This is a genomic window from Paenibacillus sp. Marseille-Q4541 (genome assembly GCF_018310695.1).
GTDB lineage: Bacteria > Bacillota > Bacilli > Paenibacillales > Paenibacillaceae > Paenibacillus.
This window is the reverse complement of the sequence record NZ_JAGXCY010000001.1, coordinates 238,997-264,414: the sequence shown is the minus strand read 5'-3', so window position 1 is coordinate 264,414 and position 25,418 is coordinate 238,997. Positions and strand designations below refer to the sequence as shown.

Annotated in this window: 23 protein-coding genes and 1 riboswitch; of the genes, 12 read left to right on the top strand and 11 right to left on the bottom strand. The window is 42.2% G+C overall.

All coding sequences use genetic code 11. The annotated features are described in order from the left end of the window. Nucleotides 1-3: 3 nt before the first annotated feature. A riboswitch (cyclic di-AMP (ydaO/yuaA leader) is annotated at nt 4-137 on the bottom strand. A 359-nt stretch (nt 138-496) separates the two neighbouring features. After that, nucleotides 497-1,174, bottom strand: a complete 678-nt coding sequence (gene modB, locus KFT32_RS01330; protein ID WP_211745275.1) for a molybdate ABC transporter permease subunit — start codon at nt 1,172-1,174, stop codon at nt 497-499. Beyond that, the gene (modA, locus tag KFT32_RS01325; RefSeq protein ID WP_211745273.1) at nt 1,174-2,031 is read right to left on the bottom strand and encodes a molybdate ABC transporter substrate-binding protein; all 858 of its coding nucleotides are present in this window, start codon (nt 2,029-2,031) and stop codon (nt 1,174-1,176) included. Before modA ends, modB begins: the two co-directional genes overlap by 1 nt. A gap of 140 nt (nt 2,032-2,171) precedes the next feature. Here modA and KFT32_RS01320 point away from each other — a divergent pair, with 140 nt between their 5' ends. Next, nucleotides 2,172-3,116, top strand: a complete 945-nt coding sequence (locus tag KFT32_RS01320; protein ID WP_211745271.1) for a substrate-binding domain-containing protein — start codon at nt 2,172-2,174, stop codon at nt 3,114-3,116. 158 nt (nt 3,117-3,274) lie between these two features. Here KFT32_RS01320 and KFT32_RS01315 read toward each other — a convergent pair whose 3' ends face one another. After that, nucleotides 3,275-4,246, bottom strand: coding sequence for a GNAT family N-acetyltransferase (locus tag KFT32_RS01315; protein WP_211745269.1), 972 nt, complete (start codon nt 4,244-4,246; stop codon nt 3,275-3,277). 133 nt (nt 4,247-4,379) lie between these two features. Further along, a complete protein-coding gene (locus tag KFT32_RS01310; RefSeq protein ID WP_349304835.1) occupies nt 4,380-5,972 on the bottom strand; it encodes a catalase in 1,593 nt (530 codons plus the stop codon). Nucleotides 5,973-6,144: 172 nt separating this feature from the next. Between KFT32_RS01310 and KFT32_RS01305 the strand changes: the two genes are divergently transcribed. Continuing rightward, nucleotides 6,145-8,121 (top strand): ATP-dependent DNA helicase, encoded by a 1,977-nt coding sequence (locus KFT32_RS01305; protein ID WP_211745266.1) that lies wholly within the window; start codon nt 6,145-6,147, stop codon nt 8,119-8,121. Between the two features lie 141 nt (nt 8,122-8,262). Here KFT32_RS01305 and cysK read toward each other — a convergent pair whose 3' ends face one another. Then, nucleotides 8,263-9,219 (bottom strand): cysteine synthase A, encoded by a 957-nt coding sequence (cysK, locus tag KFT32_RS01300; protein WP_211745264.1) that lies wholly within the window; start codon nt 9,217-9,219, stop codon nt 8,263-8,265. Between the two features lie 307 nt (nt 9,220-9,526). After that, nucleotides 9,527-9,910 (bottom strand): YhjD family protein, encoded by a 384-nt coding sequence (locus KFT32_RS01295; protein WP_211745262.1) that lies wholly within the window; start codon nt 9,908-9,910, stop codon nt 9,527-9,529. 171 nt (nt 9,911-10,081) lie between these two features. On the opposite strand from KFT32_RS01295, the gene KFT32_RS01290 reads away from it, so the two are divergent. Beyond that, the gene (locus KFT32_RS01290) at nt 10,082-10,471 is read left to right on the top strand and encodes a VOC family protein (protein WP_249344814.1); all 390 of its coding nucleotides are present in this window, start codon (nt 10,082-10,084) and stop codon (nt 10,469-10,471) included. A gap of 107 nt (nt 10,472-10,578) precedes the next feature. On the opposite strand, the gene KFT32_RS01285 is transcribed toward KFT32_RS01290, so the two are convergent. Both KFT32_RS01285 and KFT32_RS01280 read right to left on the bottom strand, forming a co-directional pair. Next, nucleotides 10,579-10,809: a hypothetical protein gene (locus KFT32_RS01285; RefSeq protein WP_211745260.1), complete on the bottom strand. Its 231-nt coding sequence runs from the start codon at nt 10,807-10,809 to the stop codon at nt 10,579-10,581. Then, nucleotides 10,806-11,843, bottom strand: coding sequence for a nucleotide-binding protein (locus KFT32_RS01280; protein ID WP_211745258.1), 1,038 nt, complete (start codon nt 11,841-11,843; stop codon nt 10,806-10,808). Before KFT32_RS01280 ends, KFT32_RS01285 begins: the two co-directional genes overlap by 4 nt. A gap of 390 nt (nt 11,844-12,233) precedes the next feature. Here KFT32_RS01280 and KFT32_RS01275 point away from each other — a divergent pair, with 390 nt between their 5' ends. The 8 genes from KFT32_RS01275 (at nt 12,234) to KFT32_RS01240 (ending at nt 22,156) form a co-directional block, all read left to right on the top strand. Beyond that, complete coding sequence (locus KFT32_RS01275) at nt 12,234-15,068, top strand: M14 family metallopeptidase (protein ID WP_211745256.1); 2,835 nt, start codon at nt 12,234-12,236, stop codon at nt 15,066-15,068. Between the two features lie 469 nt (nt 15,069-15,537). Next, on the top strand, nt 15,538-16,416 hold the full coding sequence (locus KFT32_RS01270) for a YitT family protein (RefSeq protein ID WP_249344811.1): 879 nt from the start codon (nt 15,538-15,540) through the stop codon (nt 16,414-16,416). A 189-nt stretch (nt 16,417-16,605) separates the two neighbouring features. Further along, nucleotides 16,606-17,037 carry a hypothetical protein gene (locus tag KFT32_RS01265; protein ID WP_211745254.1) on the top strand — a complete coding sequence of 144 codons (432 nt, stop codon included), beginning with the start codon at nt 16,606-16,608 and terminating at the stop codon, nt 17,035-17,037. 100 nt (nt 17,038-17,137) lie between these two features. Beyond that, a complete protein-coding gene (locus tag KFT32_RS01260; protein WP_211745252.1) occupies nt 17,138-17,530 on the top strand; it encodes a VOC family protein in 393 nt (130 codons plus the stop codon). 667 nt (nt 17,531-18,197) lie between these two features. Beyond that, entirely contained in the window at nt 18,198-18,464 is a 267-nt protein-coding gene (locus tag KFT32_RS01255; protein ID WP_211745250.1) for a CD3324 family protein, read from the top strand. Between the two features lie 173 nt (nt 18,465-18,637). Continuing rightward, complete coding sequence (gene pyk, locus KFT32_RS01250; RefSeq protein ID WP_211745248.1) at nt 18,638-20,053, top strand: pyruvate kinase; 1,416 nt, start codon at nt 18,638-18,640, stop codon at nt 20,051-20,053. 168 nt (nt 20,054-20,221) lie between these two features. Continuing rightward, nucleotides 20,222-21,085: a DUF421 domain-containing protein gene (locus KFT32_RS01245; protein WP_211745246.1), complete on the top strand. Its 864-nt coding sequence runs from the start codon at nt 20,222-20,224 to the stop codon at nt 21,083-21,085. A 135-nt stretch (nt 21,086-21,220) separates the two neighbouring features. Further along, the gene (locus KFT32_RS01240) at nt 21,221-22,156 is read left to right on the top strand and encodes an ROK family protein (RefSeq protein WP_211745244.1); all 936 of its coding nucleotides are present in this window, start codon (nt 21,221-21,223) and stop codon (nt 22,154-22,156) included. Here KFT32_RS01240 and KFT32_RS01235 read toward each other — a convergent pair. Continuing rightward, nucleotides 22,153-22,602, bottom strand: coding sequence for a DUF2188 domain-containing protein (locus KFT32_RS01235; RefSeq protein ID WP_211745242.1), 450 nt, complete (start codon nt 22,600-22,602; stop codon nt 22,153-22,155). The genes KFT32_RS01240 and KFT32_RS01235 overlap by 4 nt on opposite strands. A gap of 146 nt (nt 22,603-22,748) precedes the next feature. On the opposite strand from KFT32_RS01235, the gene KFT32_RS01230 reads away from it, so the two are divergent. Beyond that, nucleotides 22,749-23,546, top strand: coding sequence for a lipid II flippase Amj family protein (locus KFT32_RS01230; RefSeq protein ID WP_211745240.1), 798 nt, complete (start codon nt 22,749-22,751; stop codon nt 23,544-23,546). Nucleotides 23,547-23,606: 60 nt separating this feature from the next. On the opposite strand, the gene msrA is transcribed toward KFT32_RS01230, so the two are convergent. Further along, nucleotides 23,607-24,569, bottom strand: coding sequence for a peptide-methionine (S)-S-oxide reductase MsrA (gene msrA, locus KFT32_RS01225; protein ID WP_211745239.1), 963 nt, complete (start codon nt 24,567-24,569; stop codon nt 23,607-23,609). A gap of 91 nt (nt 24,570-24,660) precedes the next feature. Continuing rightward, the gene (locus KFT32_RS01220) at nt 24,661-25,287 is read right to left on the bottom strand and encodes a TVP38/TMEM64 family protein (RefSeq protein ID WP_211745237.1); all 627 of its coding nucleotides are present in this window, start codon (nt 25,285-25,287) and stop codon (nt 24,661-24,663) included. Between the last annotated feature and the right edge of the window lie 131 nt (nt 25,288-25,418).

Genomic DNA, 25,418 nt, shown 5'->3' with positions numbered 1-25,418 from the left:
CTTTATATTTCCTCCATTAGCCTCCGAGGTTAGCTGTCGGGTTTGAGTAGAAGGTACTCTAGGATTGTTACATCCGTTCACCCCAAGTTATGTAAATCGTCCCCCGTACTATGTAGTAGATTCGGCTTTATTAATATCAATCAACTGTAACTAATATATAATAAAAATAGCTCCAAATGTTACAAAAATGTAACCTTAACTTTACCTTTTGTACACTAAAACTTGGTAAAAAACGAAATTGTAGTCTTATTTGAGATGATTAAATTCTGGTATTGGGGGTAATATATCTCTCGAACTTAGAAGTGAAGCAATAAATTAGATTACAATATTGTAACCAAATTAATTAATAAGTATCTTTCGATGACAATTTTTTTATCTATTACCTGTTATATATAACATTATTTGAAAATAAGATGGAAAAAAATTCATATAAAAAAGCACCCTCATTTTGGGAATGAGGGGTGCTAAGGTTGTTAATTACAAAGATGTTATCAAATTATGTCGTTTTTTTACGACCTGTAATTAGCAATAAAAGGAAAGATATGATAATAATGATTGCAGTCCATGCCCATGCCATGGCCATATTCCCGCTGTCTACCGCAATATAAATAGCCGTAGGCACAGTCTGTGTCTTGCCTGGTATATTGCCTGCAATCATTAGCGTAGCGCCAAATTCCCCCAGAGAACGGGCAAAACCAAGAATATAAGCGGACATGAAGGATGGCCAGACTAAGGGAAGTGTAATGTGACGAAAGACCTGCCATTCATTTGCACCGATGGAGCGTCCAGCTGCTTCAAGTTCACTGTCAACGGATGCAAATCCGACTTTCATCGTCTGATAGACAAGCGGAAATGAAACGACGATCGAAGCAATCACAGCGGCCCACCATGTAAATAGAAGGGGGGCATCGAAAATGGATTCTATCATAGAACCAACGATGCTGTTTCTACCAAGTAATACAAGAAGCAAGAATCCTACTACAGTAGGGGGTAACACAATGGGCAACATAAATACAGTCTCCAGTAAAAGTTTCCCCCGAAAGTTTTTATTAGCCATCCATTTTGCAAGTAAACTCCCTATTATGATCGTTATCAAACTTGCAAGCAGTGCGACGAGCAATGACAACCGAACCGGTGCCCATAATAAACTCCAGTCAATTACAGCCATTACCACTAAAGACCTTTAAACCCATAGCTTTCAAAAATCTCTCGTGCTTCCTCCGATTTGAGAAACTCATAGAACACTTGGGCTTGTTCTTTATGTTTGCTTGCTGCAGTAATACCCATTGGGTACTTAATGGGTGTGTACAGCTCTGGGTCCACGGTATGTATAATGTCGACTTTGGCAAGAATGGCATCTGTTTTATATACAAAACCTGCATCGGCATTCCCGGTTTCAACGTATTGCAATACTTGACGAACATCTTTGGCTTGTACGACTTTTGGAAGCAGTTCATCATATAGTCCAAGTCCTTCAAGTGCTTCTTTAGCATAACTACCTGCAGGGACGCTTTCTGGAATCCCAATCGCAATCACCTTTACTTCCGGTTTAGATAGATCCGCCTCAGATGTAATATTCATCTCATTGTTACTTCCGGAAACAAGCACGAGCTCGTTCGTTAGTAAGGTTTCGGAATAATCCTTCATTATATTGTTATTGTCGATTAGTGCCTGCATATTCTTATCCGCTGCTGATAGAAAAAGATCAGAGGGAGCGCCTTGCTCAATTTGTTGTTGTAGAGCGCCAGAACTGCCAAAATTAAAAGTAAGCTGAATATCGGGATGTTTAGCTTCAAAAACGGGACCGATTTCTTCCAAAGCATCGGTTAAACTTGCCGCTGCTGAAACGATAAGCTCTGTCTCTGTGGGCTCGGCTTGTGTAGAGGGCGTTTCGGAAGAAGTTTGTTGCTCTTTTTGCTGTGCGGGTGTAGAGGCAGAGTCTTGTGTGCTACCTGTACTGCCACAAGCGGCAAGTAGAAGTAAAAATGTAAAACATAAGAAAACATAACTAAACTTATTCAATTTGTTCATAATACCACCCTATCGTTATAATTGATTATATTTAGATATAATTAACTATATTATAATGATGATAGGTTGGATGGCAATGCTAAATTCGAAAGTAGATTATGATACAATGACGGGTATAGATTTGCATGGGGGTATTGTAGGTGAATGATAATGTATCTTATACAACAGAAGAAATTGCCCAGCTTTTAAAAATATCCAAACTGACCGTATACGATTTGATAAAAAAAGGGAAGTTACCCGCCTACAAAGTAGGTAAGCAAATGCGAATTGATAAAACGGATCTGGAGGCTTACAAACAGGCTTCTAAAGGTTTTATTGTGAAGCCGAACCATGATACGGGCATAAGGGAACCTCATATAGCAATGCAGAATAGTGGAGTAAGACCCATCGTTATTACGGGGCAGGATTTAAGTCTTGATATTCTCGCGAGCTACTTGGAGAAACGCGAGCCCCTTTTAAGACCGCTGCGTTCCTATGTCGGAAGTCTGGATAGTCTCATCTCCATGTACCAAGGGAAGTCGGATATTGTGAGTACTCATTTGCTTGACGGAGATACAGGGGAATACAATGTTCCATATATTCGTAAGCTTCTGGTTGGCTCTTCTTATATTGTCGTAAACCTGATGAGCCGATGGGCCGGGCTGTACGTCAAACCAGGGAATCCGCATAAGTTACAGGGATGGAACGATCTAGTAAAGCCAGGTCTTCGGCTAGTTAACAGGGAAAAAGGTGCAGGAGCGAGAGTTCTTCTTGATGAACAACTCCGTATTCATGGTTTAGACAAGCAGGGGATTGTGGGATATGAGAATGTAGAGACTAACCATATAGCTGTAGCGGCGAAAGTAGCTTCCGGAGAAGCTGATGTCGGGGTGGGAACGATGAAAGCGGCAGCCGTTGTATCCGGAGTAGAATTTATTCCGCTTATTAAAGAAAGGTACGATCTTGTTTTGCTGAATACTCCGGATAATACAATGCTCATTCAAACGGTGCTTGATATTCTCCGCTTGGAATCTTTCCGTCATGAACTAAGCGCTATTTCCGGGTACGATCTTTCCGAGACTGGACAGATTATGCTTAAAACGTAAATCGAAAAGAGGCGACCTTTCATTCAGAATCGAATGGAAAGTCGCCTCTATTTTGTCTTTGCCCACTGATTTCAACCGCTTTAATCGTTATATAATCAAGAAATCAGCGGGCAACAGCGATCGGAAGGACAATCCGTTATCGCAGCGGCATCACACTGTTAGCAAAGATCAAATTCTGTGGGCCAGATGAGGAATCCTCTTGTTTTGGTACCATTTTGAATGTCGTTAAAGTAAGAGAGCAAGATAGGACGAGTGGGTCCATCAAGCACAATTACCATATACTCTGCGTACGTTTCATTACTAATATCATAAGCCCAATCCAGCTGGTGAAGCAGAGGAGATAAAGAAGAAATAGGAAGGAGCAAATGGGTGTACTGGAGCGGATTTAGCTTTCCTTTTAAATAGTGAGTGATATGAATAAAAGCAGCACTATCAATGGCTATAACCATAGTAATGAGTCCGGGGTCTGCCACGTTGTAACGTACATAACCGGCCAGTTCTTCATCGATCAGGATGGCGGATGCTTGAATTGTATTTGCAGGGCTAATCCAGTCGAGAAGTGAATTTCCCGGAATTATTGAAAAAGGGGAGTGCCCATAGGTGGATTCCCACATGTCACGAAGTTTAGGGAGATCGGCTAACTCTACACGTCGTTCACGAATGGAAGGTACAGGCTCGGTAATAAAAATCGTTTCGAGTGGAATTTTTACTTTTTCATCCATCCATGCCTTGCCCTTAAAGCCAAAACGGGTGTAGAAATGGGGGTGGCCTAGAACAGTTGAGAGTTCATATCCCTTGTCCCTGGCATTCCGTAGCCCTTCTGTAATTAGGGCAGATCCCACTCCGAGCTTTTGATAATCGGGATGTACGGCAAGAGGGGACAGCATGAGACCGTTCACCTTATTACCTTCTATTAGAAAATCTTGCGGGGTAAACAGGATATGCCCGATGACTTGGTCATTCAGAACACAGACGAGAGAAAGCTCTGGTTCAAAATTTTTACGTGTACGAAGTGTGCTGACAAGAGTTGTCTCTCCCATACCGAAGCTGTAGGCAAAAGCCAGTGCATGCAGTTCTGCAATTGCATGGAAGTCAGAAGGGAGCTCGGAACGAATCATCCAGAGAGTCATGATGTACACCTCGTTTCATATCGTTAAATTTAGGACTATCTTATGATTGCATTAAAATAATAACCAGGGCATCTTCCAGATTGCAAGATATAAGCCCTGGTGTGAATCTTGTTACATCATAGAGGGTTTACTCTTAATATGGATCAGCCTCATGTCCAAGTTCATTTGCGAGCTCTGCGCTGTGATTGTGTTTCGGCTGCACGCTGCTGCTGTCATCAGTCTCTATGCCTGCTAGTCCGTCAGCCACTCGTTTCCCGTAGTCAGCATCCGCCTCAGTTAGGTTCGAAATGATTCGTTTACGGATATCGGGTTTGCATATCGACAAGTTACCGACAAGGTTACGAATTAACTCTTCCCGTTCCCACTCCTCAAATGATCGATACGTATCCCCAGCTTGGCCAAAATCGTTGGGACGGCTGATTTTCTCGCGAACGAGTTTATCATTATAATGTGGCTGATGGTCAGGACCTTGCTTCGGTGCTTCATGCAGCCCGCCAAGTGAAGACGGTTCATAGTTTACGTGCGGATTTTGACCTGGTGCCCGGTCCACCTTGTACAACATTTGACCGCCACTCTGATTGGTAGCAACCCCTTTTTTGGGTGCATTGATAGGAAGCTGCAAATAATTGGCGCCTACCCGGTGACGCTGAGTATCAGAGTAAGAGAACGTCCGCCCTTGGAGAAGTTTATCATCAGAGAAATCAAGCCCATCCACAAGTACACCTGTACCAAAAGCAGCCTGTTCTACCTCCGTAAAATAATCTTCAGGGTTTCGATTCAGTACCATCTTGCCGACAGGCAAAAACGGAAACTGATCTTCCGGCCATAATTTCGTTGGGTCCAACGGATCAAAATCGAGTTCTGGGTGTTCACCATCTTCCATCAGCTGAACACAGAACTCCCATTCTGGGTAATCGCCCTGCTCAATCGCATGATACAAATCAAGCGTGGCGTGGTTAAATTCGGTAGACTGCACTTCATTCGCTTCTTTTTGTAACAGGTTGCGAATTCCCTGTTTCATCGGCTCCCAATGATATTTAACCAAATAGGCTTCACCTTTGTCATTGACCCACTTGTATGTATTTACACCAGAGCCTTGCATTTGGCGGTAATTCGCCGGAATACCCCAAGGAGAGAAAAGGAAGGTAATCATATGAGTAGATTCAGGTGACAAAGAGATGAAATCAAGAAAACGTTCCATATCCTGCGCATTCGTAAGCGGATCCGGTTTGAAGGCGTGAACCATATCCGGGAATTTAAGCGGATCACGAATAAAAAAGATTTTTAGGTTATTGCCCACAAGATCCCAGTTTCCGTCTTCCGTATAAAATTTGACGGCAAATCCGCGCGGGTCCCGTAGTGTTTCCGGTGAATGTCCTCCATGAATTACAGTAGAGAAACGGACAAACACAGGTGTTTCTTTCCCTTCTTCCTGAAAAAGTTTAGCTCGAGTAAATTTGGAGACATGCTCATTCCCGGCTTTACCATAAGCAGTAAAAGTTCCGTGTGCTCCTGCACCTCGTGCGTGTACAACCCGTTCTGGAATTCGTTCCCGGTCAAAATGAGTAATCTTTTCTAGAAAATGATAATTTTCAAGCGTTGTAGGGCCGCGGTTTCCAACGGTTCTCACATTTTGATTATCGGTAATGGGATGACCTTGGCGATCTGTTAATATCATGTTTTCTTTAATTGAATCGTGTTCCACATGTTCGCTCATATTCCACATACCACCTTTTTTCTTTTTCGAAATTTAGAATGGCGTAGCAATGGTTTTTTTATACATCAGTCGTGACAGAAATTGTATAATGCTGACGAGAAAGACAGGTTGCCAAACCTCTTCATTCATGAGATAATTGGAGTTTGCCTAATAAGAATATGATAGTGTTGGAGGCGTAAGCGTGGAGCGATATCCTTTCTCCTATGATCCGTCAGAACCGTTCGTCAAGCAGGTCGGCGATTGGGTTGCGGATGTTTTTTATGATGTGTTACCTGAACATGGATTTGATGTCCGTGATGAACAAATATTTATGGCTTACCAATTGGAAAGAGCCTATGCCAATAAGAAAACTATTTTTGCAGAAGCAGGGGTAGGCACGGGAAAAACGCTCGTGTATCTGCTTTATGCAGTTAACTATGCAAGATATACACGTAAGCCTGCAGTGATTGCCTGTGCAGATGAGTCGCTCATTGAGCAACTTGTGAAACAGGAAGGAGATATAGCGAAGCTTGCCCGTTATTTGGATTTACAGATTGATGCGCGGCTCGGTAAATCCCCTGATCAATATTTATGTCTCAAAAAAATAGACGGCGTTCGTCTTCAGGATGAAGATGCGGCGGTTATTGAAGACGTGTATGAAAATCTTCCTGATTTTGTTCATTCCCCCGGAACGATGCAATCTTTTTATCCTTACGGCGATCGTAAGGAATACCCACATCTGAATGATGAACAGTGGAATAAGATCAACTGGGATTCATTTCAGGACTGTTTTGTATGTGATAAAAGACATCGCTGCGGCATGACCTTATCTCGGGATCATTATCGAAAATCTACAGACCTTATTATCTGTTCCCATGATTACTACATGGAACATGTGTGGACCTATGAGGGAAGAAAAAGAGAAGGTCAGCTTCCGCTACTCCCGGAACATAGTTCAGTCGTCTTTGACGAAGGGCATTTACTCGAATCAGCAGCACAACATGCCCTCAGTTATAAGCTGAAGCATAGTGCATATGAAGAGATTATTACTCGTCTTCTAGATGGAGAGATCAGGGAAACGCTAGCCGAACGAATTGAAGATTCCATTGATCAGAGTCAGCTTGTATTTTCTCTGGTAGCGGAGCAAAGTACAGCGATACCCGGTTCTGATCGAAAACGAATCCGAATTGATGAGAAGCTTCTAAAAGAACTGAATCGCTGGAAAAGTACAATTGAAGCCATTGATGAAGAACTTGTCTTTGAGAGTGGCTTGCATACGCTTGATGAATATAAGCTGCGTATCGTTGAAGAACATCTGGAGATGATCCAGACTGCACTTCATCTGTTCCGTGAGCCAGATACCTACATTTGCTGGGCGGAAGAAAATGAAGATGGTGCTGCAACACTTGCCATTATGCCGCAAACGGTCAAGGAAGTGCTGGAGGAGCGGGTATTCGGGCTTCAGATGCCGATTGTATTCTCTTCAGCAACCTTATCGGTAGATGGATCTTTTGATTACGTAGCAGGAAGTCTCGGGATCAGCGAATTTTTATCCTTTTCCGTGGACTCTCCGTACGATTACGAGAAGCAGATGAAGCTAATAGCACCGAGTGAGCTTCTGCAAGATGGGGAGATTCGGAGTGAGGTTGCTGCAGCGAAGAAGCTGGCCCTGGCAGCCAAGCTGATCCAACGTACCGAAGGACGAGCTCTCTTGTTATTTAGAACAATGAATGAGCTTCGTGAGTTTAAACAAGCCGCTTCGCACCATCCATATTTCGCATCCTATACCATGCTGTATGAAGGTGACCGTGAGATTAGCAGCCTCATTGCTGAGTTCCAAAATACAGAGGAAAGCGTGCTCTGTGCGGCAAGCCTATGGGAGGGTCTGGATGTACCGGGACCTTCATTATCCAATGTTATTATTTGGTCACTGCCTTATCCACCGGAAGATCCTGTATTTATGGCTAAACGGGAAGCTGCTGATTCAGCATATGAAGAAGTAGACCTGCCATATATGCTACTTCGCTTACGGCAAGGATTAGGAAGACTCATTCGCTCATCGACGGATCAAGGGATTGCTGCCATCTTAGATGCGGAAATTTTGCTCAATCAGCATGTTAGAGATAGAGTGGAAGCAGTATTGCCGCCTGGAGCTACACTTGCAGTAGAATCATTGTAGTTAGTACTTCGAAATCTTATAAAAGTAAGCTGGGAAAAAGACCTGTTCTGTACGCAATTCAAGTCATAAAGTAGACTTGGAGCGTGTCAGAGCAGGTCTTTTTATACTGTATTTTGTGTGGGATATGTTTTGATATACTGATTAGAACATGCCCGTGCTTAAATATCTTTCGCCTGTATCTGGTGCGATACAAAGTACTTTATGTCCAGGTCCTAGACGTTTTGCAATTTGCAAAGCAGCCCACACAGACGCTCCTGAGGAAGGTCCCAGCAGTAACCCTTCCTGTGAGGCCAGTTGCCGCATCGTGTGGAGAGCCTCCTCATCCTTCACCTGGATAATTTCATTCCAAACATCTGTGTTCACGATCGGAGGAATAAAGCCTGGACTTGTCCCAACCAACTGATGGGGGCCAGGTTTACCGCCAGATAGAACGGGAGAACCTGCGGGTTCTACCGCATAGATTTCTATATTCGGAAGATGCTCACGCAGTACCTCACCTGTCCCTGTAATCGTTCCTCCTGTACCAGAGGTGGCAACAAAGGCGTCTAGTTTTCCTTTCATTTGGGAAAGTATTTCAAGTGCTGTAGTAGTTCGGTGCGCATCTGGGTTTGCATTGTTCTCAAATTGTTGAGGAATAAAGCTGTGAGGAATGCTTTCTTTCAGCTCATTTGCTTTACGAATCGCACCAGGCATTCGTTCTGAAGCGGGGGTGAGCACCACATCTGCGCCATATGCTTTCAGTATTTGAATGCGTTCCTTGCTCATGTTATCGGGCATGACAAGGATTGCCTTGTATCCTTTGGCAGCCGCATTCATGGCTAGACCAATTCCCGTATTTCCGCTCGTCGGTTCAATAATGGTTGACCCAGGCAGAAGCAATCCGTCAAGCTCTGCTTGTCTGATCAGATTGAAGGCAGCGCGGTCTTTCACACTTCCACTAGGGTTAAAATATTCAAGCTTTACGAATACCTCGGCATGCTCAGAACTTGGAATGCGCTGTAACTTTACAGCCGGCGTATCTCCAATGAGCTCTGTAACATTTTGAACAACTAACCGATTGTTATGCTTCGAGGGTGTATCTGTCTGCCTAGAATTCATGCCTTAATCCCCTTTACTCTCAATGTTCCTATTATTATGACATGAAATTCTATTCAGTGTAATGATATGTAATAAGGGTCCATTTGAGTTTGTTTCGTATGAAGTGAAGGTTGATGAAGTAGTGTCAGGTGATGATACCGAAGAAACGATCACTATCATGTATAGCACTGAGTTAATAGGGGGGGGCCTGAACTAAAACCAGGCATGAAGATTGTAACAGCTGTAAAAAAGGAACGGGGCCAGGGCAAGAGAATCACTATGCTTTTACCTTTGAAAGTTCCAAACAATTTTGAATAAATTCCTTATCTCAAATTTCGGTCAAGTCTACTCCAAGACACAAGCTCATTTCTTTTTTTACCTCTGTTTTAGCAAAGGTCCATAGCAGATATATGCGCCTCCGATATCCTCTGCATAAATAAAGTGCTTCAATGCCTTCCTTTTGCTTCGACTCTTCATATACACGGATGCCGCGAGTACGCATGTCCGAACGAAGGTTTGTCAGAGTTCGAGTAACTTCGGATTGGATTTGGGAAAGGCGGAGGACGTACACTTCAGGCATATGCAAAGAAACCTGTCTTATCGTATGGATATCCTGCTCCAGAACATCCAGCATTAAGGTATATATGAGATATTTTTTGATCAGCAAATGATCCGTTTCCGAGGGAGCGGGAGGGGTGGATGGTGTGGTCATCCTTTTCACTTCCTAGCTATTGATAAAATAATTCAAGAAATTTGTTATTTGTAATTTACAGAACATACGTTCTTGTTTTATACTATCCAATATAAGATTATATGATGCTTTTTGGCAAGTGGTTAAATCTAGGAGACTGCTTGAGCCTACTTAGAAAGAGGTGGCTAGATATTGCTGCATCATCTTGAAATGTATGTTTCAGATTTGAAGAAAAGTACGGTCTTCTGGGGTTGGCTGCTGGAAACACTCGGCTATGAGGTATATCAGCAGTGGGAACACGGGATTAGCTGGAAACATCAGGGTACCTATCTTGTATTTGTACAAGTTGAAAAGCGGTATTCAGATATTCCTTATCATCGATGCCGGGTAGGGCTGAATCATCTTGCTTTTCATGCTGCTTCAAGAGGAGAGGTGGACTTTCTAACGGAGCAATTGAGGGAAAGAGGAGTCCGCATTTTATATGAAGGTGAGCATCCCTTTGCAGGCGGTGAGCATCATTATGCCGTGTATTTTGAAGATCCTGATCGAATAAAGGTGGAGCTTGTGGCACCCGTGAAATGAACATGTTTAACAAGATGGATACATAAGAAAAAAGGACGGGCATCACACTTTAGAAGAAGTGAGCCGTCCTATCCTAATTTAGTTTATAATTCGAAGAAGTTTGACACTTAAGCCATATATTGCGGTTTGTCGTAGAGAGCTTCTTTTTCCAAAATCACCTTGTACGGACGCTCTTTTCCCTTGAGTGACGGGCCTAGCGTAGTAATGGGTAACTCTGGCTTTTTGAAACGGTCGCCGCTGTCACTTTCGTGTGCAGGTCCGGTGGAATCCGGGGTGGCGCTCAGACGCACCTTGGGGGCTCCTCTTTTTTTTACGAGCCTTTGTCTGATCGGTTTCATCCCAATTCTCCTCCTAACAGGTCATGAATTGCGCTGAACAACTGGCGATTATCACGGTCGATTTGCTGAAACAATTCGTCACCTGCTTCGAGGTGTCCTACAAGATGTACGGTGAATACGTAACTACTTGCTACAGGATAGCACAGCATATACTCTTTCTCAAGATAATCGTCATACAGGTTGACCTTGATTTTATTCTCTTTATAGGCATCCACCATGAGTATCCGACTCGGATCGTCCGGTAATTTGCCTTCGTTTACATCCAGTGAATACTTCCTTCCGATTTCTCCTACATTACCTGCGACTTGCTCAAGGTGTCCTGATTCAGTTGTACGGTGAACCGTAGTACCTCTGACCAGAAAATGAGGACGAGATACAAAAGCAGTTCTTAGCGTATCACTCATTCGGTGAAGCATTTGATCATCTGCTTTACGTGAACGCAGCAGTTCACGAAAGAAACGAAGCAGCTTGAGCAGTTGAATTCGTTTACCATCTTCTTCTTGACGGACCTTGTTCACTTCCTTTTGAACTTGGAGGTTAGTCCACGGTCCTAGCGTTTCCATCAGTTCTGCAATTTTATTACAGGCTACAGCCACGGCCGGGGCCCATTTGCCATCAGAACGAATTTCATAATTCAGAGAACCCAGCCCAAGTAAATCGGAGGGTATTCGCATTCCTTCCACATCTGCCGTATCCTCTAGTTCCTTTACATGCTCTGGTAATATAAAGAATATGCGTTTCCTACCCAACTTGCTCATAAAAAGACCCATCTCGAAGAGTGTATTATCCCGTACTGTTGCAACCACTTTGCCACGAATTTTTGAAACGTCATCTGGATGAAAAATAAAAATGGCGAAGTCGTTATCCTCAACTTCTTTCTCCAGATCCTCCATTGTATAATTCCCCGGATTAAATACACCGGTATACCAAGGAGTAACTTCAGCCGCATATCTAAGGTTCTCATGCACCGCTGCGGCTATAGGCTTCGCTTCAAGAGAACATCCAATGAACGCTCTAGGCTTCTTAGTCATCATAGTCCGCTCCGCCTCGCTTAACGGGATTCAGTTTTATTTAGATCTTTTTCTATATTATACCATTTACCCTTTTTTGACGAACCCAAAAACATCACATCGCAAAGAAAGAGTCATAAGAACTAGTTTCATGTGACTGAAGCAACATAGGTAAAAGAGTAAATGGTACAAATCTCATGGACTAGGCACCTTATTATAGGTTTATTTAACGGTATAACGTTTTAAAGTAACGCAATAGTGTGATAGATATGTCATATATATAGAACTTATAGATTATTTATGCATTATTAACGAAGAAATGATTGTCGTAATTACACTGTCGTGATATAGTAATTTCACCTTTTTGGTAGATTTAGGTATTGCATAAGTATACAAAATAAAGGGGAGATTTGTTTGGCGAAAAAAGAGATATCCATATCCATTGCGATGGCGATGATGCTGGCAGGGGGAGTGCCGGCCGCATATGCTGAGCAGGTGGGTAGCGTAACAACTTCAGTGGAGCAGGCTGTTTATCAACCAGAAGGAGCTAAACAGCCTGTTCTCGTTGATGGAACGGTTCTGGAAAGCACTTTTGTTGCATCGATGACAGATCCGCGTACGATGGAGTTTCATTTTGAAGTACCTGAGGGTACAACGTTGGATGACATCACCTGGACTTTTGGAGACAAAGCGCTAGAAGAGTGGAAAATCTGGTCAAAGGAAACCAAAACCTATGACGGAGAATCATTTATTACGTTTGAAAGCAAACCTGTTCTTCAAGGCAACACCGTAAAAGGAACAATAAAGTTCAACTTACTTTATAACACGGCGGATCTTACTCAGGACGTAAGAAGAATCTATCCCGAGACGATCGGTACTTATTCGTTAACTGCGACCTTGAAAGACAAGCCTCTTTATGAGCGCCGTGTAAAGCTGGTTCCGTATGACAGTTTTCATACGTATGAAGAAATAAAACCTGCAGTTGATCAAATTACAGCAAAGGCATTAGACAATCGTTATATTGAGACTCATTCACTGGGGCAGTCTGCCGAAGGAAGAGATATTTATTTTTCAGTAGTAGCTAAGGATCAAGCTTCGGTAGATCAGTATATGAAGGAAACCTTGCCACTTATGAAAGAGAATCCTGCCCTTCTCCAAGAAAAAGTGAAAAATGGCGAACTTGGTAATTATAAAGTACCGATCTGGATCAACAACATTCATCCGGATGAAACGCCAGGAATTGATGCGATCCTTAATCTTTTAGAAGGCGTTGCGACTAAAAACTCCATTACATATGACACTACAGATGCAGAGGGCAAAGAAACAAAGGTAACTCTGAATGTGGATGAAGCACTTGATAATGTTATCTTTTTGCTAAATTATACGGAAAATCCGGATGGCCGTGTTCATAACACCCGGGCTAATGCAAACGGATTGGACCTGAATCGGGATAATTCATATCAAACCCAGCCAGAAACCAAAATTGTAGCAAGTGAGATTGCAAAATGGTCTCCATTGTCTTTTCTTGATCTGCATGGTTTTGTTACTGGCTTCTTAATTGAACCATGTACACCCCCGCATGATCCGAATTTGGAATATGATCTCCTGATGGACAGCATGCTCGAACAAGCGAGCCTTATGGGAGATGCAGGGATTGCGAATACCAAATACGAAAGCTACTTCATACCGTATGAAGAACATCAAAAAACATTAGCAGATCCATCTTATAAGTCAGATTATGCAACAGGTTGGGATGACTTATCGCCTGCTTATACCGCGGTATTTGCCATGCATCATGGTGCACTAGGACATACCATAGAAATTCCGGAGATGAATGAAGACTCTGTTGATGCACTGTACTATGCGACACTAGCAGCAACGAAATATGTATCTGATCACAAGGATCAATTGTTTTTAAATCAACTTGAGATTTATAAGCGTGGTTTGGAAGGCGTAGATAGTTCATCTGTTGACAGTTATCTCATTAATGCAAAAAATGAAGAGATCGGCAGACCTCGCATGGAAGGAGAAAGTTTCTTCCCTGACTACTATGTTCTACCTGTCGATCCATCCTTGCAGGAAAACCCGCTAGAAGTATATCAAATGGTGGAGTATCTTCTTCGTAACGATGTAAAGGTGGATCTCAGCACAGAAGAAGTCGTAGCCGGAGGTCAAACTTATCCTGCAGGATCGTATATTGTGGATATGAAGCAAGCCAAACGCGGATTTGCAAACTTAGTGTTGTATGACGGAGTAGATGTATCGGATTATGATGCGTTGTACGCAGAGATCGTACAGAACTTTGCGGAATTACGCGGATTCGAACGTTATACGTTATACAAAGAAGGGGCTTTCACTGATAAACTAAATAAAGTTACTTCTGTTACGATTCCAAAGACAGACGTAACCGCAAACGCAGCTTATTATGTTATCCGCAGTTCCAATAATGATGCGATCAAAGCAGTGAATGATTTGCTCGCGCAGAAGAAGAACGTTCAATTGCTTACGGCAGGCGGTAAAGGATATGAACTGGGTGACTATCTAGTAAGTGCACAAGATTTGAAGGCGATTAAGGATAAATACTATCTAGAAGTCGTTCCTTTAACTGCTCCTGCAAAAGGTAAAATATTAATTCAAACCACGGTAGCGGCTGTGGGCAATGGTCAGACTACATTTGCTCTTAAAGAGTTGGGATTCTTTATTTCGAAAGATCAAAACACAGCTGGCGTGATCGTAGACGATAACGGAAGTGCTGATTATGATTTGGTGAAATCCGGTAAGCCTTACATTGCCTATGGCGGAAGCGCATTAAATAAAGTAAGTGAAGTAGGGATTTGGCCTGAGTTTAAGATAGGAAGAACCGGGAACTCTCATGAAGGCTTGTTTAAAGCGGAACTAAGTCAGAAAAATAGTGTTACTGCACCGTATGAGGCAGCAGATTATTTATATACTGCGTCAGGCGCTTGGATTGAAACGGTACCTACCCAATTTGAAGTGATTGCCCAGATCAGCGATGAAGACGATTTTATGCTGACAGGCTGGTGGCCGGAACACGAGAAAGCAAAGGGACAATTTCTAGGGATTGCTACGAAACAAGATAATACTAAGGATAATCCGAATGCCGTCTTGTTTGCTAATAATCTAGTGAACCGCAACCACACACAGCATCAGTACCGAATTGTAGGCAATGCCATATTTACTACCGTTTCAGAGCAAACACCTGTGACGGTCACGAATCCAAAACGATAATCATGCACTTATTACATTTATAAACGGATATCTATTTATATGGAAAAGACCAAAACCTGAATTTCAGGTTTTGGTCTTTTTGCCTTTCCATAGTTAAGGCAAGAGGCATATCCTATAAAGGACAGGTAGTTATTTACATTTCATATCTATGTTTAAAGCATGTTATAATAAGTTTAATCATATGTATAAGAACTGCTCGTGCGAGCAAAATATATGGTTGTAACAAGAAAGGATCTGGATACGATGAGTCCCCGAAGGACAAAGCCCCAAAGGACGATTTGGAAACGTAACGATTCCTCCTATACGTAGCTTCCCTTACGCCAAGTAGATAAGTCACCCAAGAATGAAGACGGTACTTATGCGTAAGGAGAGGTTAAAGATGAAAATTCGAAGGATGAATTCCTCACAGTGTACCTTTCGCATAAGTACGGTCCGAAGACCATACTACAAATAATGCGAGGGAATCTGTATGAGGACGAAACAACAACGAAAGAAACAAACAGAAAGATACGGAAATGAAATTTCTGCTCTACCTAGGAAAATAACGAGTGAACGAATGCAGCAAGGAACGGCTTTTCTTTCTTTTTTGAGAAGTACGGGCATGATGTTATTTGGAACGATGCTGATGGCATTTGCGTTTTATCACATTAATTATGCGAATCATTTATCGGAAGGTGGTTTTGTAGGGCTTGCCCTACTCGGAAGTTATGTAGCGGGATGGCCTGCAGCATTGACTTCATTTTTGCTTGATTTGCCGATTATTGCGATAGCATGGTTTTTGATGGGACGTAAATATATGTGGAAAGCATTATTTGGTGCAGTATCATTCTCCTTGTTTTATGAATGGTGCGAGAGGTATTCTCCGCTCGTCATTAATTTGCATGGAAGCTTGCTTGCAGCAGCCCTTTTATCCGGTATTCTGACCGGGATCGGTGCAGGTCTTGTCATTCGAAGTGGGAGTGCGACCGGTGGAGACGATATTCTGGCGGTACTCATAAGTCAGCGGAGCCGTCTCAAAATTGGTACGATCTTCTTTCTGTTTGATGCAGTAGTATTAGTGTTATCTCTAGCTTTTATGCCGATCAAAGAGACACTCTATACCATTCTGGCTGTATGGATTGCAGGGAAACTGATAACTTTGATTACACAGGGAACCGAGCAGCTTAAGCCTGTGGCTACAATCGAACAGATTGAACAACAACAAGAAACGTTACGAAATAAAACAAAAATATCCTCTACCGTGCAGGTTGTATCACCTGTGCCTAAGTCAACTCCAGCGATCATATCAACAGGTCAGCGGAGTTTAACGGCAGTACAAGTGCATCGAACCAGTGCGGAGGGCTCCTAACATAAGGATATAGCGAACTATAAAAAAACGTCTGGAACTTTTCCAGACGTTTTTTTATGGGATGAACTTGAAAAAAATTCCAAATTACAATACATTCAAAAAGTAAAAGGAATGAAGCTCAGTAGATGGGGGAGAGTTTACTTGAACACACTGCTATTTAACAGAAGGGCTATAGTGGGAACATGCTTAATGACCATAGGAGTAATTATTATTTTTATCAAAATGGCAGGAAGCATGGGCACGGGGGATGTGAACAAGCAGCTATTATCCATTGGTGGGTTTGGAGAATCGATGAACCGTCAGCCGCAGCGTGAAGTGATTTTTAGTTACTCATCAACGATTGAAAATAAAGCAAAGCAAGCTCTGTCTATACATTCTGTAGAACCCATTCTTTCTGCTCCTGTAGAGAAAATAATGATAAATCCAGAGAGACAGATTCTAATTTACGATCGTGTCCTCAAGCCCAATGGAAACCTTGATGTACAAGGGGAATTTGTATTGGATACGAGTCAAATGACAGAAGAAGAAATTGCTCAATTACTGCCCGGAGTTACTGCCTACAAAATTACATATAACGATGGTCACGAAGTTGTTCTGCAAACAAATATATACCATAGATAATATTCAGGAACATATCCAAATACCAAAGGTTTTTACAGACAATAGACGAATAAGGATTGTGAATCAATTCATTTTATTAATGGGATGGAATGACCTGAAATTGAGTAAAATCCAGTTCTCTGTACAGGTGCGTTTAACTGCTGATTTGGAACGCTCCAAGACTTATTATGAGCTAGTACTTGGCTGTGAAGTCAACGACTTTTGGGCCGTACGGGATGATTTCAGACTTGGTTTTAAGCTAATGCAGGCAAGCAAGAAAGAAGATGTTGTACCGAATGTAGCTGGGCAGAATCAGGTTATTCCTTGGGATACCTATGCCTATGTAGAGACTCATCAGGAGCTGGATGAATTATATGAAGATCTGAAGAGCAGAGAGGCTGTTATCGTTCAAGAGCCAAGCACGACTCAGCAGGATTTTGGACTGTGGAAGGAGTTCGCAATTTCAGATCCTGATGGGTATACCATCGCATTTGGCTCTGGCAAGAGGGATTAATTTATGATCGTAAGTCATTTCAGGTAGAGATTAATTATAACTTTTCTTTCGCTGTCTCTCTGCTACTTTATGGGTTTATAATGTGGTTGTCGGGCCGACGAAATTCATCCGAAAGGAGATGATCGAATTGATCAAAAACCGCGAGGTGACTTTCGCTTAGGCGAAAGGGAAGCGTTTAGTAAGGGGGGAGGTCTTTATGCCTCCTCTCTTTTATAAAACATTGGGATTGTGAAGAAAAAGGAATTTATAAAATATAATGGTTGTGTAACCAAACTTTCATAATTATAATAAATGTAGATTTACATAAAAGAAAACAGAGAGGAGGAAGCCACATGTTGACATATCAGTACATTCAAATACCACAATTTCATACGAAAAAACCAAGGTGTCATGGATGAACCATCGGATTATAGCAGGTTTATCCGGTTCTTACAGAAAAGTCTGACTTTCTTATCGAACCAAAGTTTCATCACAAATATGTATAAACGAAGTGAACTACCTTTGGAGTATAAAAGATCCGAGGTTTTTTTTGTTTTAAGCGGCATAGTTTCGCGAACAAATCTAAAATACAACGAATTGAAAGGAGGCGTGGACATGCAAAATCTTTATGACGCATGTGAACAAAATTTGAGATCAAGAATATCAGTATTCGAGGAGGACCTTTATCGTGAGGTACAAAAATGGAAGAGAAGCGCTTCCCCCTAGTTTGTTAAAAGAGATTCAAAAATATATCCAAGGTGATCTGATTTATATCCCTAAGGCGACGGAAGAACGAGCACGATGGGGAGAAAAAAGCGGGGCACGCAAGGAGTTGGCTCAGCGGAATGCTGAAATCACCCTTTATTATTCGAAGGGATGGACGGTTTCAGAGCTTGTTCAGAAATATCATCTATCAAGTGAAAGCATCCGCAAAATCGTTGTGAAAACATGGTAATAAATAATCATACCGGCACGGAAGGCGAAGACCTTTCTGCCGGTTTTTTATTATGTTCTTACACAATAAAAGGAAGTTTGCTCTTACATGATTTATTCCGTGAGTACACATACTGGGTATGAATAGTGTGCTGATATTTTATGATAAATACAAAATTGTGAGGAGAAGTAAACATGTTAAAAACAAAAATAATATGTACTATGGGACCTGCTTGCGATTCCATTGACATGCTGAAACAGATGATAAATTTAGGGATGACCGTTGCTCGGATTAATATGGCTCATGGGGAGCTGGAAGAGCATGTGAAACGAATGGAACGTGTAAGAGAAGCAGCTAAAGATTTGGGGACTTTCGTACCCATCATGGTTGATATTAAAGGTCCGGAGGTACGTATCGGTAAGTTGAAAGAAGCTTCTGTTACGCTGGAAACAGGGAAGGAGCTTATTTTGACGACGGAAGAAATTTTAGGGGAAGTGCATCGTATTGGGGTCAATTATGCTGAAATGAACGAGGTTGTGAAGCCAGGAGACACCATTCTTATTGATGATGGACTTGTTGGCTTAAAAGTAACAAAAGTAGAAGGTACCGAGATATATTGCCAAATATTAAATGGAGGGGTACTGAAGCCACGAAAAGGCGTTAACTTGCCTGGCATCAAAACCACTCTTCCGGGGGTAACTGAGCGGGACAAGAAACATATTGCTTTTGGCCTCGAGAACAATATCGAAATGATTGCAGCCTCTTTTGTGCGGAAAGCAGCTGATATTGAAGAAATAAGATCAATTCTGAAGCAAAATCAAGCAGAGCATGTCCAGATCTACTCCAAGATTGAAAATCAGGAGGGCGTCGACAATATTAAAGAAATCATTGAAGCTTCGGATGGGATAATGATTGCTCGGGGTGACCTAGGGGTTGAGGTTCCGATTGAAGATGTGCCTATGATGCAGATTGATATTATTAATCAGTGTAACTTGGCAGGTAAGCCGGTCATTGTTGCTACTCATATGCTGGATTCCATGCAAGTCAATCCACGCCCTACCCGAGCAGAAGTGAGCGATGTATCAAACGCCGTACTTCAGGGTGCAGACGTAGTGATGCTTTCTGGTGAATCCGCTGCAGGTAAGTATCCGGTGGAATCCGTGAAGACGATGGCAGCTGTTGCCGAAAAAGCAGAATCCCTTATTGACTATCGAGATGCATTTTTCAAGAAGCGGGAGCAGCATGTAACGAATATTACGGAAGTCATCAGTCAAAGTGCCGTAAGTGCCTCTCTTGAATTGAACGCGAAAGTAATTATTGCTTCAACTGGCAGTGGTTTTACTGCGAAAATGATTTCAAAATATCGTCCGAAAGCACCGATCTTAGCGATTACTTCTAATGAAAAAGTGTTATCTAAAATTTGTCTTTTTTCTGGGGTATTCCCTTACCTTGGGGAAAAAGTAAGCTCAACTGACGAAATGTTCGATTCCATCACACGTAACGCTGCTACCAAAGGATTTGTCTCGCCTGGGGATACAGTTGTACTCTCTGCAGGTGTTCCTATCGGGACTTCAGGTACTACGAATCTAATTAAAATTGTCCAAGTATAGGTGTGATTAACAGAAGGAAGCAATGAAGGGACAAAGACTTTTGTTGTGCCTTTTGTTGCTTTCATATTTTTACTTAAAGGAAGTCCAGATGACGAATGTTTTGACTGTCTTGGGGGACTCTAATCATGGCTGCGCAAGCGCAAATGAGAAAAGCAGGAGGTAAGTAACATGCCCAATTGGATTGAAGTTGCGCTCAGAACACTTTCAGCAGTTACCGTCCTATTTATTATTACGAAAATACTCGGCAAGCGCCAGATTTCTCAATTATCACTGTTTGAGTACATTACAGGGATCACACTTGGTAACTTGGTCGGGTATATCTCGCTGGATTTGGATAGCACCTGGTACTTAGGATTTGTTGCTTTGACGGTATGGGTTCTGGTTTCCGTTGGAGCTGAATTTTTCACCATGAAAAGTAAAAGGTTTCGAGATATTGTTGATGGTAAATCGACCGTTCTTATGGAGAATGGGGCACTGCTTGCAGACAATTTACGCAAGGAAAAACTAACGATAGATGAATTTCTGGAGCAGCTGCGAAAAAAAGACGTATACCGTGTTGCAGATGTAGAGTTTGCTATTATGGAACAGAGTGGTGAAATAAATGTGATGCTCAAAAAGGAACATCAGCCACTTACCGCAGACGCACTTGGATATCGATTAACAAAAGAAGAAGAACCCAAAACCGTCATTATAGACGGACATATTATGCCTGAAACTTTAAGAGAGGCAGGATACAATGAAGGGTGGCTCCACAAGCAGCTCAGAAATTTACATCTGCCCTTGAAGCATGTTTTTATAGGGCAAGTAGACAGTAAGGGTGAACTAACGGTTCAAACTGGAGATAAGGCTTTACCTAAATCCGCTCTGCCTAATCCCAATGCTCAAATATCTGATCTTGTAGCACAACTCCAAGATGAACTAACAATGCGTAAAAAGCTCGCGTTAAGTGATAAAGATCAGTTAGAGTATCAGGAAGCACTGGATACACTACAAAATGCAATGAGTTCTTATCAAGCCACAAGTAAGCCGTAGCATAGTGATATGTGACGGCTTTTTTTTCCTTTTCACGTATAATAAGGGGAGTGAAAAGAGGGACAATGATATACTAATTTTACATATAAAGGTATAATTTGATGTACATATTGCTTGAAGCGAAGGAGGATTTTGATGCAACAGGCGGTTATAGGGATGGACATCGGAGGAACCAACATAAAAGCGGGAGTTGTTACCCTAGAAGGTGAACTGGTTTATGATCTTAAAGCGCCTACGCATTCGGAAGCTGGAAAAGCAGCGTTACTGAACACAATAGAAGAAACGGTAAAGACTTGCCTGCAAAAGGCTGCAACTTGTGGATTACATATTATAGCTATTGGAATTGGGACAGCAGGCTTTATCAATTTGAAGGGAGAAATAGGGAGTGCCACAGCGAACTTACCCGACTGGAAAGGGACTCCGTTAAAAGAAGAAATAGCGAAGAGAATAGGTATTCCTGTTTTTGTAGACAACGATGTAAATGTGCTTGCTTTAGGGGAGTTGTGGCAAGGTGCAGGTCAAGGCATAAATGACTTTTTATGCGTTAGTCTTGGAACAGGTGTAGGTGGATGTTTGATCTTGGGCGGACTTCCTTATCAGGGAAGGAGCGGTTACGCTGGTGCTTTTGGACATCAAATTATACAGATGGGCGGGGTTCCTTGTACTTGCGGATCAGCAGGTTGTTGGGAACAATATGCATCGGTCACAGCTCTAAGAAGGCAAGCAGCAGAGGTGCAGGAAAAAGCCTGGGCTGACAATCCCAGACTGATTTTTGATGAAGCAAAAGCAGATCATAGAAAAGCACAAAACCTCGTCAACCAATATACGGAATATATTGCAGTGGGCTTATCTAATCTGATCCATCATTTTAATCCGCCTGCTATCATTATTGGTGGGGCAATTACCGAACAGGGTGATTTTTTATTAGACCCTATTCGTACCTATATTGAGCAATACACGATGGATGGTTTCGCGAATGATCCTAATTTGCCTATCATTGCAGCACAGCTTGGAAACAGAGCAGGCTTGATCGGTGCTGCAAAGCTTGCCGTCACGAGAATGGAAGCTTAGTTATAGATCTTGGATGTCTGAATTTTCCCCTGTTTGTCATGAATGATAAGACGGATGTTTTTGGATAAAACCATACGCTTAGCAGCTTCCTCAGCATCCTCTTTTACATCATAGATGTGTTCAGGCGAAGCCTTTCCTTCTTTTTTAACAGCCCAACCTTTCTCGTGGGGAACGACATGGATATTACGATGTTCTCCAGAAGGAGCTGTTTCATCTGTTTTTATTCGGGAAGAAGTATGACTGTTACTGTAATTCTGCTGCTGATCTTCTTGTCCTTGTGGATGGTTTTCATTCCATTCTTCAGCCTGTGCGGTAGCTATTGCAATCGAACGTCCTTCTTCATAACCGTCATCCAAAAGCGCATTCGCTATTTCAATGGCTTTATTACGTACACGGGGGTTCAGATTTTTCATGGATGGGGGGTAATCATTTTTATCCCAAGGCATGTTCATTCCTCCTTTAGTAGAAATCGTATATTGAGTAAGTCTTACTATTGCGTTGTAATAGATTACCCTTATAAAATGCTACGAAAACAGGAGTGAGCCAAACCGGTCTTCCAATCTAATCGAATAAAACAAAGGAGTAAATATAGATGCTGTATCAATTGGCACTACCTTTTTTATTTACGATGATTATTCATGCAGCAGACAGCATGTCGTATGCACTGCGTTTAGGTGGATTACGAACGAAACGAATTACCATTGCAATATCCTTGTCAGGAATGCTGCTATTAGTGTCCCGTACTTCAAATATGGCACAAGGACCACTGCTTGGTTCTATGGTCGATTCAGCAAGAGGAGGAAATGGTGGATCTCTCGTTACAGGATTGCATCTGATTATTTTAGCCTCGGCGGTGGGTACGATGATTGCAATGGTTCTATTTCCAACGATGGTGCGCTGGTCTGCCCGAATGGTCGTTCATCTGGAAAAATCCGGATCAATTCCTGCCATGTTGTCCTCCATATGCTCTTTGGAAAAAATGAAAAATGCATGGTTTTACGTTTCTATTCCTCGTCTCTCCATGCTTAAAAGTGTACTATCAAAAAGCATGCCGCGAAGACTCATGCTTCTTAATATGGTTGTTACCGCTATCTATACCTCAGGTGTCCTTGCGACTTTATATGCTGCTTTTATGAATCCAGGCCAAGCTATGGCTGCCTCTCAGTCGTCAGGGCTTATTAATGGAGTGGCAACGATCCTTCTGGCGATGCTGATCGATCCAAGAATTGCACTGCTAAGTGACCGAACCTTAAGGGGAGAGTTACCGCTACAGACGATGAACAAAATTTACGGGTCTATGCTGGTTTCAAGGTTTGCAGGAACAATGATGGCTCAGGTTCTGCTTGTTCCTTTTGCTTTATGGATTAGCTGGGTTGTTGGTTTTCTATAAAATAAAAGAAGCGCACAATTCCTTTAAAGGAATGTGCGCTTCTTTTGATTTAAAAACAAATTAATCTTCAAAGTATGGTAGGTATTCTCCATATCCTTCTTTTTCAAGATCTTCTTTGGGTACAAATCGAAGCGAGGCGGAATTAATGCAATAGCGTAATCCATTCTCACCAGGACCGTCATCAAACACATGGCCGAGATGGGAGTCTGATTCCCGGCTTCTTACTTCTGTACGGATCATAAAGTGGCTGAGATCCGTTTTTTCTTTGATGCTATAACTGCGTAACGGACGGGTAAAACTTGGCCAGCCGCAGCCAGCATCATATTTATCTTTGGAACTGAATAACGGTTCACCTGACACGATATCAACGTAAATGCCATCCCCTTCGTGATCCCAAAATTCGTTTTGGAAAGGAGGTTCGGTTGTACCGTTTTGTGTTACTTCATATTGAATAGGGGTCAGACGCTCTCTCAGATTCTCATGCTTCGCATTGGAAGACCAGTGTTGATCAATAAAATCTTCACGTCCAGATCCTTTACGATAACGTTTGTAATGAGCCGGATTCTTTTTATGATAATCTTGATGATATTCTTCCGCTTCATAGAATGTGGTTGCCGGAATAATCGGAGTAAAGATTGGTTTATCGAAACGTCCACTAGCTTCCAACGCTTGTTTAGAGGCCTCTGCTTTTACTTTCTGCTCGTCGTTATGATAGAAAATAGCAGTTTGATAAGATGTGCCTCGGTCATGGAATTGTCCTCCTGCATCGGTAGGATCAATTTGCTGCCAGAACAAGGCGAGCAGTTTTTCATAAGGGAACACCTTAGGGTCAAAAGTAATTTGCACGGCTTCTACATGTCCTGTTGTGTCAGAGCAAACTTCCTCATAAGTTGGGTTTTCGGTGTGACCACCTGTGTATCCTGATTTTACTTGAAGTATGCCAGGAAGCTCTTCAAAGGGGGATACCATGCACCAAAAGCAGCCTCCAGCAAATGTTGCCTTTTCTGTATATAATGGTTCCATAATATATTTCACTCCAATCAAAATGAGAATATCATACTTTAGGTTTCGTAGAAGTATTATATCCCAAACCTATAGCATACACCAAACTTGGTTAGACTTTGTCTTCTTGTATTTGCTTTAACCTGATTCGGTACGATACAAACGCGAGTACGAGAAGAATGATATAAATAATTGCAATGATGAGGGTAGCCAGCGGATGATCTGTGGCATTTTCACCTGCATAAGCATAAAGGGCAATACTAGGGAGTCTACCGATGCCTGAAGCAAGCATGTAGCTCCAGAATGGGAGGGCTGCCGTACCAGCGTAAACATTGACTACCATTTGGGGGATAATCGGAATCATGCGAGCGAGAAGTACAGCGCTGAACGTTTGCTGTTGCATCATGATGGTGAGTCCTTGTACTCCAGGAATCCGTTTCATGTAGCTGTCGCCCGTGTTACTTAGCAGCCATCGAAATACTCCATACATAATAATGGAGGAAATCATTGTACCGAGCCAGCTTACAACACCACCCATAACTGCACCAAATGCATAACCAAGCAAAGCGATAATCAGTTTAAACGGCAGAACAGGGAAAATAGCGAAGACAGTGGTAAGTATCGTAAGATTTGTATATGTTGCATGATCTTGTGACCAGTCCATGATCTCATTACGATAAAGAAACAATACCCCAAGTAAAGGAATATACAACAAACTAAAGAGAAGCCATTTTTTCAAATCTAATCATTCCTCACAGGTATTATGACTTCTATTATAGTCTAACCAGGTGGGAATGGATAATCCGATATTATGTTGCTGTCATTTCTTTTGATTGTTTTTTCCTTGCTTGATACACTAGGGTGAGGAAT